The 16,199-nt window shown below is 60.7% G+C and carries 13 protein-coding genes and 1 pseudogene; 8 read left to right on the forward strand and 6 right to left on the reverse strand.

Annotation, left to right across the window (positions count from 1 at the left end):
* Window positions 1-241: 241 nt before the first annotated feature.
* Together NKI85_RS35830 and NKI85_RS35835 are read right to left on the reverse strand one after the other, a co-directional pair.
* A complete protein-coding gene (locus NKI85_RS35830) occupies window positions 242-1,300 on the reverse strand; it encodes an aminopeptidase (RefSeq protein ID WP_352780541.1) in 1,059 nt (352 codons plus the stop codon).
* Between the two features lie 365 nt (window positions 1,301-1,665).
* A complete protein-coding gene (locus NKI85_RS35835) occupies window positions 1,666-2,004 on the reverse strand; it encodes a hypothetical protein (RefSeq protein WP_352780542.1) in 339 nt (112 codons plus the stop codon).
* A gap of 1,608 nt (window positions 2,005-3,612) precedes the next feature.
* Here NKI85_RS35835 and NKI85_RS35845 point away from each other — a divergent pair.
* Window positions 3,613-3,741 carry a hypothetical protein gene (locus NKI85_RS35845; protein WP_352780544.1) on the forward strand — a complete coding sequence of 43 codons (129 nt, stop codon included), beginning with the start codon at window positions 3,613-3,615 and terminating at the stop codon, window positions 3,739-3,741.
* A gap of 261 nt (window positions 3,742-4,002) precedes the next feature.
* Here NKI85_RS35845 and NKI85_RS35850 read toward each other — a convergent pair whose 3' ends face one another.
* Window positions 4,003-6,861, reverse strand: coding sequence for an ATP-binding protein (locus tag NKI85_RS35850; RefSeq protein WP_352780546.1), 2,859 nt, complete (start codon window positions 6,859-6,861; stop codon window positions 4,003-4,005).
* A 229-nt stretch (window positions 6,862-7,090) separates the two neighbouring features.
* Here NKI85_RS35850 and NKI85_RS35855 point away from each other — a divergent pair, with 229 nt between their 5' ends.
* The 7 genes from NKI85_RS35855 (at window position 7,091) to NKI85_RS35885 (ending at window position 13,709) form a co-directional block, all read left to right on the forward strand.
* Window positions 7,091-8,446, forward strand: a complete 1,356-nt coding sequence (locus tag NKI85_RS35855) for an epoxide hydrolase family protein (RefSeq protein ID WP_352780548.1) — start codon at window positions 7,091-7,093, stop codon at window positions 8,444-8,446.
* Window positions 8,447-8,537: 91 nt separating this feature from the next.
* Window positions 8,538-8,966, forward strand: a complete 429-nt coding sequence (locus NKI85_RS35860) for a DUF6130 family protein (RefSeq protein ID WP_352780550.1) — start codon at window positions 8,538-8,540, stop codon at window positions 8,964-8,966.
* A complete protein-coding gene (locus NKI85_RS35865; protein WP_352780552.1) occupies window positions 8,963-10,240 on the forward strand; it encodes an epoxide hydrolase family protein in 1,278 nt (425 codons plus the stop codon). The genes NKI85_RS35860 and NKI85_RS35865 overlap by 4 nt, the downstream gene beginning before the upstream one ends.
* Window positions 10,241-10,348: 108 nt before the next feature.
* The gene (locus NKI85_RS35870) at window positions 10,349-10,981 is read left to right on the forward strand and encodes a VOC family protein (protein WP_352532187.1); all 633 of its coding nucleotides are present in this window, start codon (window positions 10,349-10,351) and stop codon (window positions 10,979-10,981) included.
* 71 nt (window positions 10,982-11,052) lie between these two features.
* Window positions 11,053-12,171 (forward strand): thioredoxin family protein, encoded by a 1,119-nt coding sequence (locus tag NKI85_RS35875; protein WP_352780554.1) that lies wholly within the window; start codon window positions 11,053-11,055, stop codon window positions 12,169-12,171.
* A 28-nt stretch (window positions 12,172-12,199) separates the two neighbouring features.
* Window positions 12,200-13,234, forward strand: a complete 1,035-nt coding sequence (locus NKI85_RS35880) for an alpha/beta fold hydrolase (protein WP_502896241.1) — start codon at window positions 12,200-12,202, stop codon at window positions 13,232-13,234.
* Window positions 13,235-13,289: 55 nt separating this feature from the next.
* Entirely contained in the window at window positions 13,290-13,709 is a 420-nt protein-coding gene (locus NKI85_RS35885) for an Ohr family peroxiredoxin (RefSeq protein ID WP_352780556.1), read from the forward strand.
* Between the two features lie 388 nt (window positions 13,710-14,097).
* On the opposite strand, the gene NKI85_RS35890 is transcribed toward NKI85_RS35885, so the two are convergent.
* The 3 genes and pseudogenes from NKI85_RS35890 to NKI85_RS35900 all read right to left on the reverse strand — a co-directional run.
* Complete coding sequence (locus tag NKI85_RS35890) at window positions 14,098-14,757, reverse strand: GMC family oxidoreductase (RefSeq protein WP_352780558.1); 660 nt, start codon at window positions 14,755-14,757, stop codon at window positions 14,098-14,100.
* 44 nt (window positions 14,758-14,801) lie between these two features.
* On the reverse strand, window positions 14,802-15,695 hold the full coding sequence (locus NKI85_RS35895) for a GMC family oxidoreductase (RefSeq protein ID WP_352780559.1): 894 nt from the start codon (window positions 15,693-15,695) through the stop codon (window positions 14,802-14,804).
* Window positions 15,696-15,871: 176 nt separating this feature from the next.
* Window positions 15,872-16,199, reverse strand: a pseudogene (locus NKI85_RS35900) (AhpC/TSA family protein); the annotation flags it as partial.

Consider the following 16,199-nt stretch of genomic DNA (forward strand, 5'->3'; position numbering starts at 1 on the left):
CGGGCGTAGAAATTAGGAAGCCGGCATTTGCTCGGGAGCTTCCGACAAGCTATGTCCGCGTTCGCCAGCCGCTGATCCGAAGCAGACCGACGGCTCCCGGCCCATGATGTCGGAGAGGTTTTGGAGCTCGGCCGACCAATGATCCACTCAACTCCTTCGTCGGCTGCCGAGTGCATCAAGCGACTCATCCACCAAAACAATTCATAAACCGCGACGCTTCGGGCCTTCACATTTGACCGGCTCAATAACAGTTATCTGCCGCCGCAAGTGCTTCGGCGCGGTGAGCTTCGTCTAGTGCGCCAATCCGTCGAACCGACGCGTAGAACCGTGCATAGTCGCCCGAACACAGGTCGAACAAGCGGAGAAACGCTGGAACCCGATCGCTATAAACGGAAGTCGCGGCGAGCTTGGCGTTGTTGATTGGGGAAGCGAACCAAGCATTGTATCCCCGGTATCCACCCCAGCGCCTGTCGCGCATCTGCCGGTAGCGCATTCGCAGCCGTTCGATCGCGGCTGCTTTCGCCGCCCACTTCTGCTCCGAGGTACCGGCGTCGTCGTAGACGTGACGTAACTCGTCCCGGGTCTGCGACACAAGCGCCAGAAATTCGGCGCTGCGCCTCCGGACGGCTTCGTAACGGCGCAATTCGGCAGTATCGCCAGCCGCGCGCAGCCATTTTTTCACGCCGGTTGTTTCGACGGCGACAGCGAACGCCTCGTTGAATGCGGAATCGTCGTGCACGTAGACGCGCTGGTGGGCCAGTTCATGGAAAACCAGCCCTGCAAGATACGTTTCATCCTGGCTGAGCATCGTGCTTAGCAGCGGGTCACTTGACCAGCCAAGCGTGGAATATGCAGTGATGCCCGTCACATAGACGTCCATGCCCTGTCCTTGAAGTTCGACAGCGGTTTCAGTCGCAGACTTCTTGGAGAAATATCCCCGGTAGGGGACGCAGCCGAAAACGGGAAAACACCATGTTCGTGGCGTCAGCGAGAATTCCGGCGCGGCGAAGACGGCCCATGTCACCGAGTCCCGACCGATATCAACATAGCTGCGGTAGCTATTGTTGTCGGGCAGCGCTAGTTCATCTGTTGCAAACTGTCGTATGGCGCTCGCCGATGCCATTCGGGCGCGCAATGCGTTCGGCGTCGAAGGATCCCCGATCAGTTTTCCGACATCCTTGCGCGCCGTCATGATCTGCAGATGACCCTTCACGGACTGCGCGTAGTAGGAAATACTAGTGCAACCGGTCACGCCGGACACCACGATCATAACGGCAACCAATCGAAAGAATGCGCGCATCCCGATTTGCCCATAGCACTGCTCACACGTTCCGATAGGGCAATTGTCGCGATTGCCCCAAGTCTCAAGCAGTCGCATTAATTTGATCGAGGTCAGGGACTACAAGAGTGGCGCAATGCGATCATTCGCTGCTGCATTGCCGGATGTCCTCTCAAAGCTGGGCCTGGCGGCATTCAGACTATCAGACTATCCGACTGGGAGACCATTTTACTTCCGTGCGTCTTCCTGCCCCATCTTGAAGCCCCATTGGGTAAATCCGACCGGGATTTTCATACCCGTCCCCTCAACTGAAAGTAGTTCAGGCTAGATGGGGAGACGGCGCGAAACAAGGGAGCGCGCCTCTTCTTTGGTAGGGCCGATCGCTTCTAGGCAACAGCGCGGGCCAGCCGCATCGCCTTCAAAGCCAAATCGCAGGGGATAGGCTGGTCGCGCAGCCATGGGCCGAACTCGCCTTGCGGCAATGACGCCTCTACCGCGAGCATCCTCTTGCCGAGCGCGGTCAGTTCCTCGCGCCGGCGCTGGCGCTTGGTGAATCCTTGGCGGCCCTTTTTAGCCTCGCTGGCGTCAGCCTTGGCCATGCGGGACCGAATCGTCTCCTTTGCCATTAGCGAGCTCTCCCTGAGGCGCCGAAGGTGCACATAGACGATACCGGCCAGGGCATGCCCCTGATGAAGGCGGCCGCGCAGCTCATTCACGATGGCCATGTATGCGCCGAGCGGTATCGCGTCGAAACCTCGAGCACGGCAGCCATGCCTTGCTCCACCAGATCCGGACAGGCCAGCAGCTAGTCCGAGACGGCCGTCAAGCTGCTTTCCTCAATCAGGGCATGGTTGCCGCGGCCCTCAGCCGGGCATGCTCGGTGCCATGATGGTCGATCAGCCGGCGGACTGAGCCGACGGCGCGGGTTTGGCCATCCTTCGGATAGCGGCTCTTGGAGATGATCTCTATTTCGAACTCGCCGCAGAGTGCAGCAACCCGCGGATCGACTCCGGCGCCTCAGACCGCGCAGCAACATGTGAGGGCCGGCCTCTCATTCGTCACGGCCCTCCGGCCAGCTCTTTGCGAGCGTAAGGTCGGACAGCGGAACGAAAGGCGGATTCGCGAATTCTACCGCTAGACAATTGGAATTGTCGCCCATGAGGCTCGCGACCCTCCACCTTGAAACTGCGAGATACGGCGATGTATATCGCGCCGCCAGGCTCGCGCGACTGACGCGGCAAATGATCCGGCACATCAAGCGCACTGACACCTCGGCTCAAAAAGTCGAGCAAGCGCTGGCTAGGTTGGCCGAAGTAAACGCGCCCATGGACCGGCTCATGCTGCATCAGTAAGGCCGCCACGCTCATGCCCGCCTCCGCATCGGCATGATATGCGGCGGGTTGTTCGGTTACTGCATGTGGCGTTCCCTCCACATCCGTTTCGCGATGCGGGATGGCGCTGATGATCTTGGCGATCGGGCGCTCGCTGCCCAGTCGAGTAGATCGAGCTGCGCTGGGTCACGATTTCGCTTCTTCGTGCTGCATCACTCCGCTTGTCCTTAATCGGTTGTTCTTTGCGAGACTTATGTAACATCGTGCCAGCGCCGTTCAGCGCATCGTTGCCGCCACGGCCTCGGATGATGTCGGCGACATCGAAAGAGCCGAGCCCTTGATGCAGCCCAGTTCGCTGCTACAGTCAATGATCCTGGTCGGCGGCAAATTTAAAACCGCTGAAGGGTGGCCAGAATGTATCACGTCCACCGATATGCCTACGAGAACGTCTTCCCCTTCCCGGGTGACTTTACGCGGCTTCCTCACCATCGTCCGACTCGTACTTTCGAGCTCGTCACGCTGGATCCCGGTGCTGTCAGGCCGCATGCCGACGATAGCAGAAGAACACCCCCTCAATAGTGGGTCTTGCAATGTAGCGGTCTAGCGACTTGAACCCCCGGCCGGCTTACGTCGCGCCCACCCTTTGCACGCGCCGCCCCCCTGCCCGGCCGTTGAACCCGTTGGGCGGTTGGCTAGTCTGCCAAGCTCCTAACAGGGGATAGCAACCTGGAATGAACACTGCACTGCTTTTGATGACTCAGTATGGAGGCAAGGCCATCATCCCGATCGATGACGTCTGCGAGACTATTTCTTCCACCTGACGCCAACGAAGTTGGTCCGAAAGATTTTCATGGGAGAATTGCCCTTCCGCTCGTGAGGATCGAGGACAGTCAAAAGTGTGCCAAGGGCTCCATCTCGCCGATTTGGCCAAGTACCTTGAGTTCCGTACTGAGGCAGCAAGAAAGGAAATGAGGGGTCTCATGGAGTAGCGAGGGAACGTGAATGAGTTTCGTTCAGCCCCTGCCGTACAAGGCCGCCCGCGGCTTATGGCTGATCAGCGACGAACTGCATCAATCGTTTCAGGTTCCGGTACTGCATTTGGTACGGCGCGACTTTAACAAAGACGCGTAATCGACTGTCTGAACTGCATGTTTGTTGAGACTGCATCCAATCTGATGTTGGGCACAATTGTACAGCTTTGCAGTATCAAACGGGGCGTTTCGCGAAACGATTTCCTACCGAATACGAGCGTTTATACGGATCAGACTGGCCCCAGCGAGATCGATCCGTCCCATCTGATATTTGTCCGCCATCAACCCGTCGAAAAGGCGTGGATACGCCAAAAGCTGACGTCCGGCCGTCTGCAAAAATGTGAACGTGCATCGGCTGCAGCTAGCGCAGCGTCGCCAATAGGCGCCCGGCGGCCTTCAAATCTGCTGTACTCAGGCCTTCCACGAATTGCTCGAATACCGGCTGTAACAACGCGCAAGCGCTGTCGACTTCTCCTCGCCCGGCCATCAGCGTCGCCATGTCGATTGCGGTTCGCAGCTCCCATGCTCGCGCACCCTGACTGCGGCTCAATTCCAGCGCCTGCAACAGGCATGTCTCGGCTTCGGCGCGATTGCGTTCCGACAGCTGGAGAACAAGGTTTCCCTTCATCCGCAGCAACTCCGGAAGGTACAATAGGTCGCCGTTCTTTTCGACTTGACCAAGTGAATCGTCGACCAGCACCATTGCTTCATCGACCTGACCGATCGCGGACAACCCCCTGACCAGCGAGAGGTTGAGTGCAGTTGTGAGCAATTCGTAAGGCGCCGCGTGGAGCTTCTGGAGAGAAGTTCGCAGTCCCTCTACGCCACCTTTCGCGTCGCCTTGACCGATCGCGACGTCGCTTTTGAATCCTCGACCAACCAGCAGGTAGGGAGCCATGGAATGGGATTCGGCGCGGGAAATGAGCATGTCTATGTATGCCTCAGCACTCTCCAGTTCGCCGGCCCACAGGAATACCGATATTCCCCAGATCAAGGCTATCGCCAGCGTCAGCGAATGATCCATGGCGGCAGCCTCATCGATGGCCTGCCGGGCGCGTTCCATGGCTTGATCCGGGTGGCCTTGCAGCCAAAGGTTCCTGGCCAGAATAGCCTTGGCCAGGATTTTGCCTTCGAAACCGAGATAGATCGTCGTGGTTCGCTGAGCGCGCGGTCCGCGATCCAGCGCCGCCTCGAGTTCGGCGCGGGCTTCGGCAAGGTCGCCGCGAAGGTGCAGCGATATCCCCAAAACGGAATGAGCCAAAGCGATCGCGACCGAATCCTCCAGCGTCGCGGCTGTGGCTGAGCATTGTTTCGCGAAATGGAGGGCGGTTTTAAAGTTGCCGGTCCGCAGATGGAACATGTTGAGCGGGCCCAACAGATGCAACTGATCGAGCTTATCGCCGCGTTCTTCCGCGATCGTGAAGCTTCGCTCCAGGGCGACGCGCGCCGCGTCGCGCCCTCCCCGCGTGAACATCAAGGACACACCGAGCGCAGCTTGGAGATGCATCTCATCGAGCCCACCAAGAGCAGCAGCGTCAAGCGCGAATATCGCGCGCTCGGACCAGCGATGACATTCCGGCAGCAACGACATCGCCAAGAAAACCGGCGCGGCAGCGGCGGCAAGCCCGACGCCGATGTCCGTGTTTCCGTCGGTGCCGAAGCACCATTCCAAGGCGGCTCGAACATTGTTGATGGCGGCGAAGTGAGGGGTCCGTTCCTCGCCGGTCGCCAAGCTTGGCCATTCGAGCCCGGTCTGCTCCAGCCATCTTCGATAATAGGCGGCGTGGCGCACCGCCAGATCGGCGATCTCGGCGTCGTCGAGCTTGATGTCGAGGACATAGGCGCGCGTGGTGTCTAGGAGCCGGTAGCGCATCATCGCTCCGATCGGACGCGTCGCCACGATCGACTTGGCAACGAGACTGTCCATGGAGGCAAGGACGGTTGATCTGTCGAGACTAGCGCTTGTGACGACTTCCAGCGCCGCATCGAGTGTGAAATGCCCCACGAACACGGCGAGCCTGCGAAGCACCACGCGTTCAAGTTCGGTAAGCAGCCCAAAGCTCCAGTCCAGCGTTGCCTGCAGGGTCTTCTGACGCGGTGGCGCTATTCGCGACCCGAGCCACAGCAGCGTCAGACGTTGATCGAGAAGCGCGGCCGTTTGTTGCAGTCCATAGGACTCGACGCGTCTGGCCGCCAGCTCAATCGCGAGCGCCACTCCGTCAAGCTTTCGACAGATGCTTGCGACGAGCAAGGCCTCCGCATCGCTGACCTCCAAACGCGCGCCACCTGCCACAGCGCGCTCGACAAATAGCTGAATGGCTGGAAACGTCTGGACAACCGCCGCCGACAGCCTCGGATCGTCGGGCGGACAGGCAAGCGCATCCAACCGGTATATATGCTCGCTCTCGACCCTGAGCGCCTCGCGACTTGTCGCCAGAATGTGAACCTGTGATGCCGCGTCGATGATGCTTGCGGCCAGCGTCGCCACGGCTTCGACGAGATGCTCGCACGTATCGAGGATCAGGAGAATCCGCTTGTTGCGCAGATAGGCGATCAGATTGGGCGTCGCGTCACTCGATTGAACCGACAGCCCAAGCATGGAGGCAACGGCTGTCGTCACCAGGTCGGGATCGCCAAGCATGCCCAGGTCGACGAACAGCACCGCGCCTGAGAATGCTTCGATCAAATGATGCCCGACCGCGATTGCGACGGTGGTTTTGCCGACGCCGCCGGCGCCGACGATAGTGACGAAACGCGAAGCGTTCAGCCGAGCCGACAGCTTGAGAACGTCCTCATCTCGGCCGACCATCCGACTCAAGCGGCTAGGGAGATTCGCATGCGGAAACCTGGCGGCAATGACAGGCGCATCGTCGCTGGGACCGCCCGAGCGCGAGACGGGTGCAACGAAGCAGTAGCCCCGCCCCGGAAGAGTCGCGATATATCGCGCGCCGTCCTTTCCATCGCCCAGCGTCTTGCGAAGCCTGGTTATGTGAAACCGCAGGCTGCCTTCCTCGACTGTGACATCGGGCCAAACCTGCGACATCAGATCTTTCTTGCCGACGATTTCATTCGGCGTGGAAATCAGGGCGATGAGAATGTCGAGGGCACGCGAGCCTAGCTCTACGGGAGCGCCCTCTCTTGTGAGGAGCCTTTTACCCGCAGCCAAATGGAAAGGACCAAACGACAATCCGTCTTTGGTCTGATCTGCCGTTGCAGTCATGGCGTCTTCTTTCGGAGCCGCCTGCCCTCAAAGCCCATAGTTTAAATCAAGGATCGCCTGCACACCATAGGGACGTCGGCTGCAACGGCCGATTTGCTCGGGAAACAACGGCGCTTGCAGCGACTAACAAGGGCTCACAACGCATAACGGGCGATTCCCTTCTTCTGGGCGTAGGTATCGGGAAGCACACAAGCACCTCGAGCAAATGCACGACCTTAAGGAGAGACCCATGGATACGACCAACACTCCCGAAGTAATCGACCAAGATCGTCGCCGGGTTTTGGGTACTGCCGCGGTCGGCATCGCCGCAGGTGCCGCAAGCCTGCTCCCGTCACGATTGGCCGCCGCATCCACGAGCGATTCCATCCGTCCCTTCACCGTCAGCTTCCCGCAGGAGGAGATCGACGAGCTACGCCGGCGCGTCGCCGCCACGCGTTGGCCCGAGCGCGAACTGGTCACCGATGCAGCTTCTCGGCGGACTTCGGCGACGTTGGCGGCAGGCGACACACAAGGCGTGCAACTCGCCACGATGCAGAAGCTCATCCAGTACTGGGGAGCCGAATACGATTGGAGCAAGTGCGAGGCGCATCTGAAGTCGCTGCCGCATTTCATCACCGAGATCGACGGCCTCGACATCCACTTCATCCACGTGAAGTCCAAGCATCAGGGTGCGCTGCCGGTCATCATCACACACGGCTGGCCCGGTTCGGTCATCGAGCTGCTGAAGGTCATCGATCCGCTCACGAACCCCACGGCGCATGACGGAACCCCGGCCGACGCGTTCGACGTGGTGATCCCGTCGATGCCGGGCTACGGCTTTTCCGCCAAGCCGACCGAACCCGGCTGGGGTCCGGAGCGCATCGCGAAAGCGTGGACCGTGCTGATGAAGCGCCTCGGCTACAACCGGTTTGTCGCACAGGGCGGCGATTGGGGAGCCCTCATCACCGAACAGATGGCGCTGATGGCGCCTCCCGAGTTGATCGCCATCCACACAAACATGCCGGGGACCATTCCGCCCGAGATTGTGAAGGCGCTTGCTGCCGGCAGTCCGCCTCCCGCCGATCTCGGGCCGGACGAAAAACGCGCCTACGAGCAGGTCGCCTTTTTCTACAAGTTCGGCCTGGGATACGCCAACGAGATGGCGCTTCGCCCGCAAACGCTCTACGGGCTCGTCGATTCACCGGCCGGTTTGGCGTCATGGATTCTTGACCACGACGCGGACAGCTATGCACTGATCGCCCGCTCCTTCGATGGGGAGCCGGAGGGCCTTACCCGCGACGACATCCTCGACAATATCACGTTGTACTGGCTGACGAACACGGCCATCTCGTCAGCCCGGCTCTATTGGGAATTCCGGCAAACGGCGAAGGCGGGCTTCTTTGACGCCAAAGGCATCACCATTCCCGTCGGCGTGAGTGCGAACCCCAGTGAAATCTACACCGCACCGAAGAGTTGGACCGAGCGCGCGTTCCCGAAGCTTCTGCATTACGGCCGCCCGCCCAAGGGTTGCCATTTTGCGGCATGGGAACAGCCGAAGTACTTCACCGATGAGCTGCGCGCCTCGTTCAAGACGTTGCAGACGTGAAGTATTGGGCGGGGATGGCGCGCCGGACGTGCACGTCATCCGCCGCCTCGCGATACCTGCGCGTAGCGAATCTCCAAAGGGAGAGACTGCAATGGACCTCCTCATCAAGACGCTTGCCACGGTCGCGGCCTGCACGGTGTTCGCCAGCGGCGCGTTCGCCCAGAGCACGGTTGTTCCCGTCGACAAGGAACCCCCGCCCAAGCTGATCGTGGAGCCGCCGCTTCCGGGGCGGTTGGCCGGAGGCGTCGTGTTCATCCCGTACCGGGTGGAGAACTTGCGCATCCTGCCTGTCGGAGGGCCGGCCGCGCGCAACGTGTCCCCGCGGGTCGGGCACCTTCACATCACCGTCGACGACCTGCCCTGGGCGTGGGCGGATTACGGTCAGAGCAACACCATTATTTTGGTGGGCATGCTGCGCGGCCAGCACAAGGTGCTGATCGAGGTGGTGGACGCCGAAGGCAACGTCTTCACCGAGCAAACGGTGACGTTCCATTCGCCGGGCAAGGAGGTTCTACCATGAAGCTCTTCAAGTTGGCGACCGCGCTGGCATTCGGGCTTTGCGTCCTTTCCGCCCTGGCCAACGCCAATGCGGCCGAAGATCGCTCGATCCGGCCCTTCAAAGCTCAGGTGCCGCAAGCGGCGCTCGAGGACCTTCGCCGGCGCATCGCGGAAACACGGTGGCCGGATCGCGAGACGGTCGATGACCAGTCGCAGGGCATACAGCTGGCGAAGATCAAGCCGCTCGTCGAGTATTGGGGCGCCAGCTACGACTGGCGAAAGGTCGAGGCCAAGCTCAACGCCCTGCCTCAATTCATGACAACGATCGATGGCGTAGACATTCACTTCATCCACGTCCGCTCACATTATCCGAACGCCTTGCCGCTGATCATGACGCATGGCTGGCCCGGCTCGGTGTTCGAACTGCTCAAGACCGTCGGTCCGCTCACGGACCCGACCGCCCATGGCGGACGCGCCGAGGACGCCTTCGACCTCGTTCTGCCCTCGCTGCCGGGCTTCGGCTTCTCCGGCAAGCCGACCGACACCGGCTGGGGCCCCGACCGCATCGCGCGAACTTGGGCGGAGCTGATGAAGCGCCTCGGCTACACACGCTACCTCGCGCAGGGCGGCGACTGGGGGTCCCCTGTCTCGAACGCGATGGGCCGCCTCGCGCCGGCAGGTTTGCTCGGCATCCACATCAACCTGCCGGCGATCGTACCGCCCGAGATTGCCGCGGTGCTCGCCGCCGGCGGCCCAGCGCCTGCGGGACTGACCGAGAAGGAACGCGCGACGTTCGACGCGCTCAGCGCGTCCGCCAAAATGGGGAACAGGTCCTACGCCGTGATGATGGGCACCCGACCGCAGACCATCGGCTACGGCCTGATGGACTCGCCGGTCGGCCTCGCCGCATGGATGCTCGGGCATCCGGGCTTCTCGCGCTGGACATACAGCGAGAGCGATCCCGAAAAGTCGCCGGATGAGGTGCTCGACGACATCACGCTGTACTGGCTGACGGACACCGCGACCTCAGCGAGCCGAATCTACTGGGAGTATGGCGGACGCAGTCCTGCTTTTGCCGGTCCGGAGATGACCTCCGAGATCTCGCTTCCTGTGGCCATCACTGTCTTTCCAGGGGAGAGCTATCGCGCCCCGGAGACATGGGCCAGGCGCGCCTACCGCAACCTGATCTATTTCCACGAGGTCGACAAGGGCGGCCATTTTGCTGCGTGGGAGCAGCCGGAGCTCTTCTCCGCCGAGCTTCGAGCTGCGTTCAAGCCGCTGCGGCAAGATAAGTGAAGAGAGCGGGGCGGCTCGCCCCTTTCCCGCCCAAAACGCGGATCGGGACATTGGGGCCGGTCCGCCATGGATGAACTCAGCAAGGCATTCAAACCCAAGGAGCCCCACATGACCGATACTCAAGCGCGCAGCGAAACTGCAGTCGAGACCCCCGGATCGCGGACGGTCGACATGAAACTCGAAGTTGCCGTCATCCCTGTGTCGGACGTCGACCGCGCCAAGCGATTCTACGACGGCCTGGGCTGGAGGCTCGATGCCGACTTCGTCAGGAGCGACGGGTCGCGGGCCGTGCAGTTCACGCCTCCAGGTTCGCCGGGCTCTATCCACTTGGGTACCACGCCGGCGCTCTGGCTCATCGTATCCGACATCGTGGCGGCGCGTGCCGAGCTCGTAGAACACGGTGTCGACGTGAGTGAAGTATTCCACCCCGGCGCCGGACCGGGCGACCGTCTCAGCGGTCCGGATCCGGAGCGGCGCAGCTACGCCTCGTTCGCCTCGTTCAGCGATCCGGACGGCAATAGCTGGCTGCTCCAGGAAATTACCGCGCGATTGCCCGGACGCGTGGACAGTGACGTGACGACATTCACCTCGTCGACCGAGCTCGCCGCCGCGCTGTGGCGTGCGGCGCTAGCGCACGGCGAGCACGAGAAGCGGACGGGCGGCCAGCGTGATGAGAACTGGCCGGACTGGTATGCCGAATACATGGTGGCGGAACACGCCGGCAAGCCGCTGCCGCTTTGAAAGTTCGGCGCGCGCGTTGCGCGCCGTATCCTGTACGCGCCGCAACCTCGATCGTACACAGAGGCGTCACGATGAAAACAAACAGGCTGTGGATAGCCGCGGCACTCGCGATGGCAATCGGGACACCGATTGCCGGTTTTCTAGGAGATACGAATATGGGGCGGCCGATAACATCCAAACAGACAGAGGTTCCGTTCCTTCACGGGTTTTCCGCTGGCGCGGTTGCGGGTCAATCCGAGCTTGCCTCTCTCGAGAGTGCGGACGAGTGGATCAATTCACCGCCCCTGACGGCATCGGCTTTGGGCGGCAAGGTCGTCCTTATCGATTTCTGGACCTATACCTGCATTAACTGGCTGCGCACGCTGCCCTATGTCCGAGCGTGGGAGGAGAAGTATCGCGATCAAGGTTTGGTGGTGATCGGCGTCCACTCACCGGAGTTCTCTTTTGAGAAAGACCTGAACAACGTACGTCGGGCCGCGGCGGATTTGGGAGTCGATTATCCGATCGCCGTCGACAGCGGGCACGCCATATGGCGTGCCTTTAACAACCACTATTGGCCAGCGCTGTATTTCATCGATTCACAAGGGCGTGTTCGGCATCATCATTTTGGCGAGGGCTCATACGAACAATCGGAAAAGATCATCCAGGAATTGCTGGCCGAGACTGGAGCCGGCGGATTCGACAGTGAGCCCGTGTCGGCAGTTGCCCGCGGCATCGAAGTGGCGGCCGATTGGGACAGCCTCAAATCCCCAGAAAACTATCTCGGCTATGAACGCACCCAGAACTTTGCCTCCGGCGGCGAACCGGTTTTGGACGAGCCGCGCATCTACGAAGTGCCGGCGCGACTACGCCTGAATGAATGGGGGCTGTCTGGGGATTGGACGGTAAGGCAGGAGAGCGCCGTGCTGAACAAGCCCAATGGCCGCGTCGCGTATCGTTTTCACGCCCGCGATCTTCATCTCGTCATGGGGCCCACAGCTAGGGGAACTTCCGTGAGATTTCGCGTGCTGATCGACGGACAGCCGCCAGGCGCGGCTCGCGGAATTGACGTTGACGAAAATGGCGAAAGCATGGTGGCGGAGCAGCGTCTGTATCAACTCATCCGACAACCAAAACCCATTGTCGATCGCCAGTTCGAGATCGAATTTTTCGGCCCGGGCGTGGAGGTGTTTGCGTTCACGTTCGGCTGATCGTTTGTGCAACGATAGAGGTTCCCAAATGCATTCGCTCAATATCCCGGATGAGATCGACCAAGATCGCCGCCGGTTCTTTGGTGCCGCCGCAATGGCCGTCGCCGCCACTCAACTCGGTCTGATCGCTTCGGCAGCAGCACAGCAGGCGACCGAAGCGCCTGCAACGTCCTTCGGACCCTTGAAGCAGATCGACGCCGGCGCGTTGAGCGTCGGCTATGCCGACGTGGGACCTGCCGGCGGCCCGCCCGTCATCCTGCTGCATGGCTGGCCGTACGACATCCATACTTACGTCGACGTCGCGCCCTTGCTGGCGGCCAAAGGCCACCGCGTGATCGTGCCTTACCTGCGCGGAAACGGCACGACGCGGTTCCTGTCGGAAGAGACGATGCGCAATGGTCAGCAGTCTGCTATCGCCGCCGACATTGTCGCCTTGATGGACGCACTCGGCGTCGAAAAGGCGACCATCGGCGGCTGCGACTGGGGCGCGCGGACGGCGAACATCATTGCCGGACTATGGCCGGAACGCTGCAAGGCGATGGTCTCGGTGAGCGGCTACCTCATCGGCAACCAGCAAGCCGGCAAGCTGCCGCTGCCGCCGAAGGCCGAGCTGCAATGGTGGTACCAATATTACTTCGCCACCGATCGCGGCCGTGCCGGTTACGAGAAATACACGCGGGATTTCGCCAGGCTCATCTGGCAGCTCGCTTCGCCACAGTGGAGTTTCGACGATGCCACCTTCGGACGCAGCGCCGCCGCCTTCGACAATCCCGATCATGTCGACATCGTGATGCATAACTATCGTTGGCGGCTCGGATTGGCTGAAGGCGAGTCGCAGTATGACGAATTGGAAAAGCGCCTCGCACAGGCACCGGTCATCAGCGTGCCTACGATCACGCTCGAGGGCGACGCTAATGGCGCGCCACATCCGGACGCCAGCGCCTATGCCAAGATGTTCTCAGGCAAATATGCGCACCGGGTCGTCACGGGCGGCATCGGGCACAACCTGCCCCAGGAAGCGCCGCAGGCCTTTGCCGATGCCGTTGTCGAGGTCGACGCGTGATCGGGTTCGCAGCGCCGCCCCTGCGGCAGGTACCGCAACTACCAAAAAAATGCCCGTGAGCCGGATCGCAAGAGTTGTTTACACGGCTAGGACCGCAACCACGGGCGGCCGCGAAAATGGCGCCTCGCGCAGTTCCGACGGCCTTCTGGACATCTGGCTTTCGATGCCCGGATCGGCGCGCATCGGCACCAACCCTGAGCAACTCATCGCGGCCGGCTGGTCGGCCAGCTTCGCAAGCGCGATCGCATCTGTGGCCCACAAACGAAAAATCGCGCTGTCGTCGGGAGTGAGCATCGATGCCTCGGTCGATCTGAACCTCGGGGACGACGGCTACTTTCTCAGCACTCGGCTCAACGTCAGACTGCCAGGTGTGGAGTGCAATGCCGCGAAAGCCCTGGTAGGCGAAGCACATAAGATTTGTGCATACTCGAAAGCGACACGCGGCAACATTGAGGTCAAGATCAAGCTGATCTGAGCTGACGGCGGCCTGGCCCAGTGCTGTGACTTCGCAGTATCACGATGATCTGATCGGGCGGCGCGTGGTTTCCTCTCGGCCTCGAGGCGCAATAGGATGTTTAGCGCCGACGCCGCGACTTGGATCAGAGTCGCCTAAATCGCAACAACGCAGGGTCGCATTCGCTGAAATTGGGTGGGAGGCAACCCGCGACTGACAAAGCACTCGTCAGCAGATTCCGGTACTGCATTTCGTACAGCAAGGTCTTCAACAAACGGACGTAAGTTGTAGAATCAGGAAAGCCCGATTCAGGAATCCGTCCCATCTGATGTTGGCCGAACCGGTTGATCAGCCGTGCGAGGTCGTAGATGCGCCAATGGCGGACCAAATCTGAAGACCTCACGCAAGCCTAGAGCGCGGCCGATCGGCGTCTCGATCTCAGGATATCAGCACCTTTTTCAGCTATCATGATGACAGGCGCATTGATGTTGCCGCTAACCATTGACGGCATCACTGACGCATCGCAGACGCTGAGCCCCTCTAGTCCCTTCACGCGCAGGTCGGGGCCTACGACGGCGCGGTCATCGATCCCCATCCGGCAAGAGCTGGTCGGGTGCCAGGTGGTCGACGCGTTTTGACGGATAAAGGTGGCGATCTCTTTCGGATCGTCGGTGTCAGGCGTCGCGTTGCCCAGCCGGATGTCGTCGAACGGCGCCGCGTTCAGGATTTCACGGTCTTTCCGGACTAGCTCGATTGACCGGCGCAGGTCGTTCGGATCGGAAAAGTAGTTTGGATCGATAATCGGTGGATCGAGCGGGCTGCCGGAAGCAAGCGTCACACTGCCACGGCTGCCCGGTCTGCAGCCGTAGCCGCCTATGCCAAACCTCCGTCGATCCGGTACGCCATCCGTGCGGAAAAATTCGGAGATCCCCGGATAGAAGAAAGTCTGCAAAGACGGGTAAGCCTCGCCGGGGTCAACCGACATAAAAGCACCCACATCAAGATAGTGGGTTGCCAGTAGGCCACCCCCGGTTTCCTCGAACTCGGTTACGGCATCATCGAACTTCAAGGCAACCTGACTATAAACGGCATCCGGATCCTTGACCCAGCCGGTTATGGAGCCCGGGCTGATGTGATCCTGGAGGTCCTGTCCAACACCCGGCAGTCTGCGACAACCTCCACACCCTTCGCCTTTAGATGATCGGCGGGTCCTAGGCCCGAGAGCATCAAGAGATGTGGAGAACCGATTGCGCCGGCTGCCAGGATGACCTCGCCGTCCGTGCGTGCGATCTCGAGGCGGCGGCCGCCTGCGAAGTATTCGACGCCTTGGGCACGGCCCTTCTCGACGATGATTCGGGTAACGAGCGCCTCCTTTACAATTGTCAGGTTTGGACGGGCAAGGGCTGGGTCGAGATAAGCCAGGGCGGTGCTGCACCGCCGGCCATTTCGCAACGTAGCCTGATAGTAGCCACAACCGGCCTGAACCGCGCCGTTGAAGTCGGGATTGAATCGATGGCCGACTGAGACCGCGGCCTCGATAAATTTCTCGCAGAGTGGGTGCCGGTACGCATTGGTCTCGACGCTGAGCGGGCCGCCCGTCCCATGGTACATATCGTCAATTGCGGTGTTGGCTTCTGCGCGTATGAAATAGGGCAAGACGTCGTCGTAGGACCAGCCGTGATTTCCGAGCTGGGCCCACTGGTCATAGTCGCCCGAGTTTCCGCGAATGTAGACCATGTAGTTGAGGATGCTTGAACCGCCGACAACGCGGCCTCTAGGGTAGGCGATGCGCCTGTCGAACAGTTCAGGCTGGTGGGTGGTGGAAAAGGCCCAATCGGACTTGGAGTTCTGCATCCACGAAGCGGCTCCGGGGATGTTGGAGAGCCGGGTGTCTGCCTCGCCGCCCGCCTCGATCAGCAGGACCCTGCAATCCGCATCCTCGGTCAACCGGTTGGCCAGAACGCAGCCGGCTGATCCGGCTCCGACGATGATGTAGTCGAACGACATCAGGTCGACCTCCACGAAGCTGAATTGCCCTTCTATGTTTCAGTCATATCACAATCCAACGACCGCAAAGCGCCCAGTACCGGACATTCGGCTCGTCGACGGCCAACGTCTAGATTCGTAACACATTCGTTCAGCGTCTTGCTCAGTGTCCCGCCCGTTTTACCTCGTTCGCAAGTCTATTGGGCCACTTGGGACACGGCTGACATCAGCTCCTGCGGGTTCGCCGCCCCAAACATGTATCGCCCACCCTCTGGAACCTCCGTGAAGCTCCAACGGACGATCCCCTGCCGGTCCAGCAAGAACTGACCGACCAGTTGACCATGTCCCGTTGCCATCATCTGCTCGTCGGCTTCGGTCAGTTCGTAATGGTCCTTCTTATTGAGGAATTCGGTGGCCGCAAAAGGATCCATAGGACCGGGCAACTCGCTTGGTATGTCGACCCGCATATCCTTTACCGCTGCCATCGAGACCTTGTACGGCCAATTCGTCTCGTTTTCGGTGAAT

This window comes from Mesorhizobium sp. M0571, assembly GCF_040320985.1.
GTDB lineage: Bacteria > Pseudomonadota > Alphaproteobacteria > Rhizobiales > Rhizobiaceae > Mesorhizobium.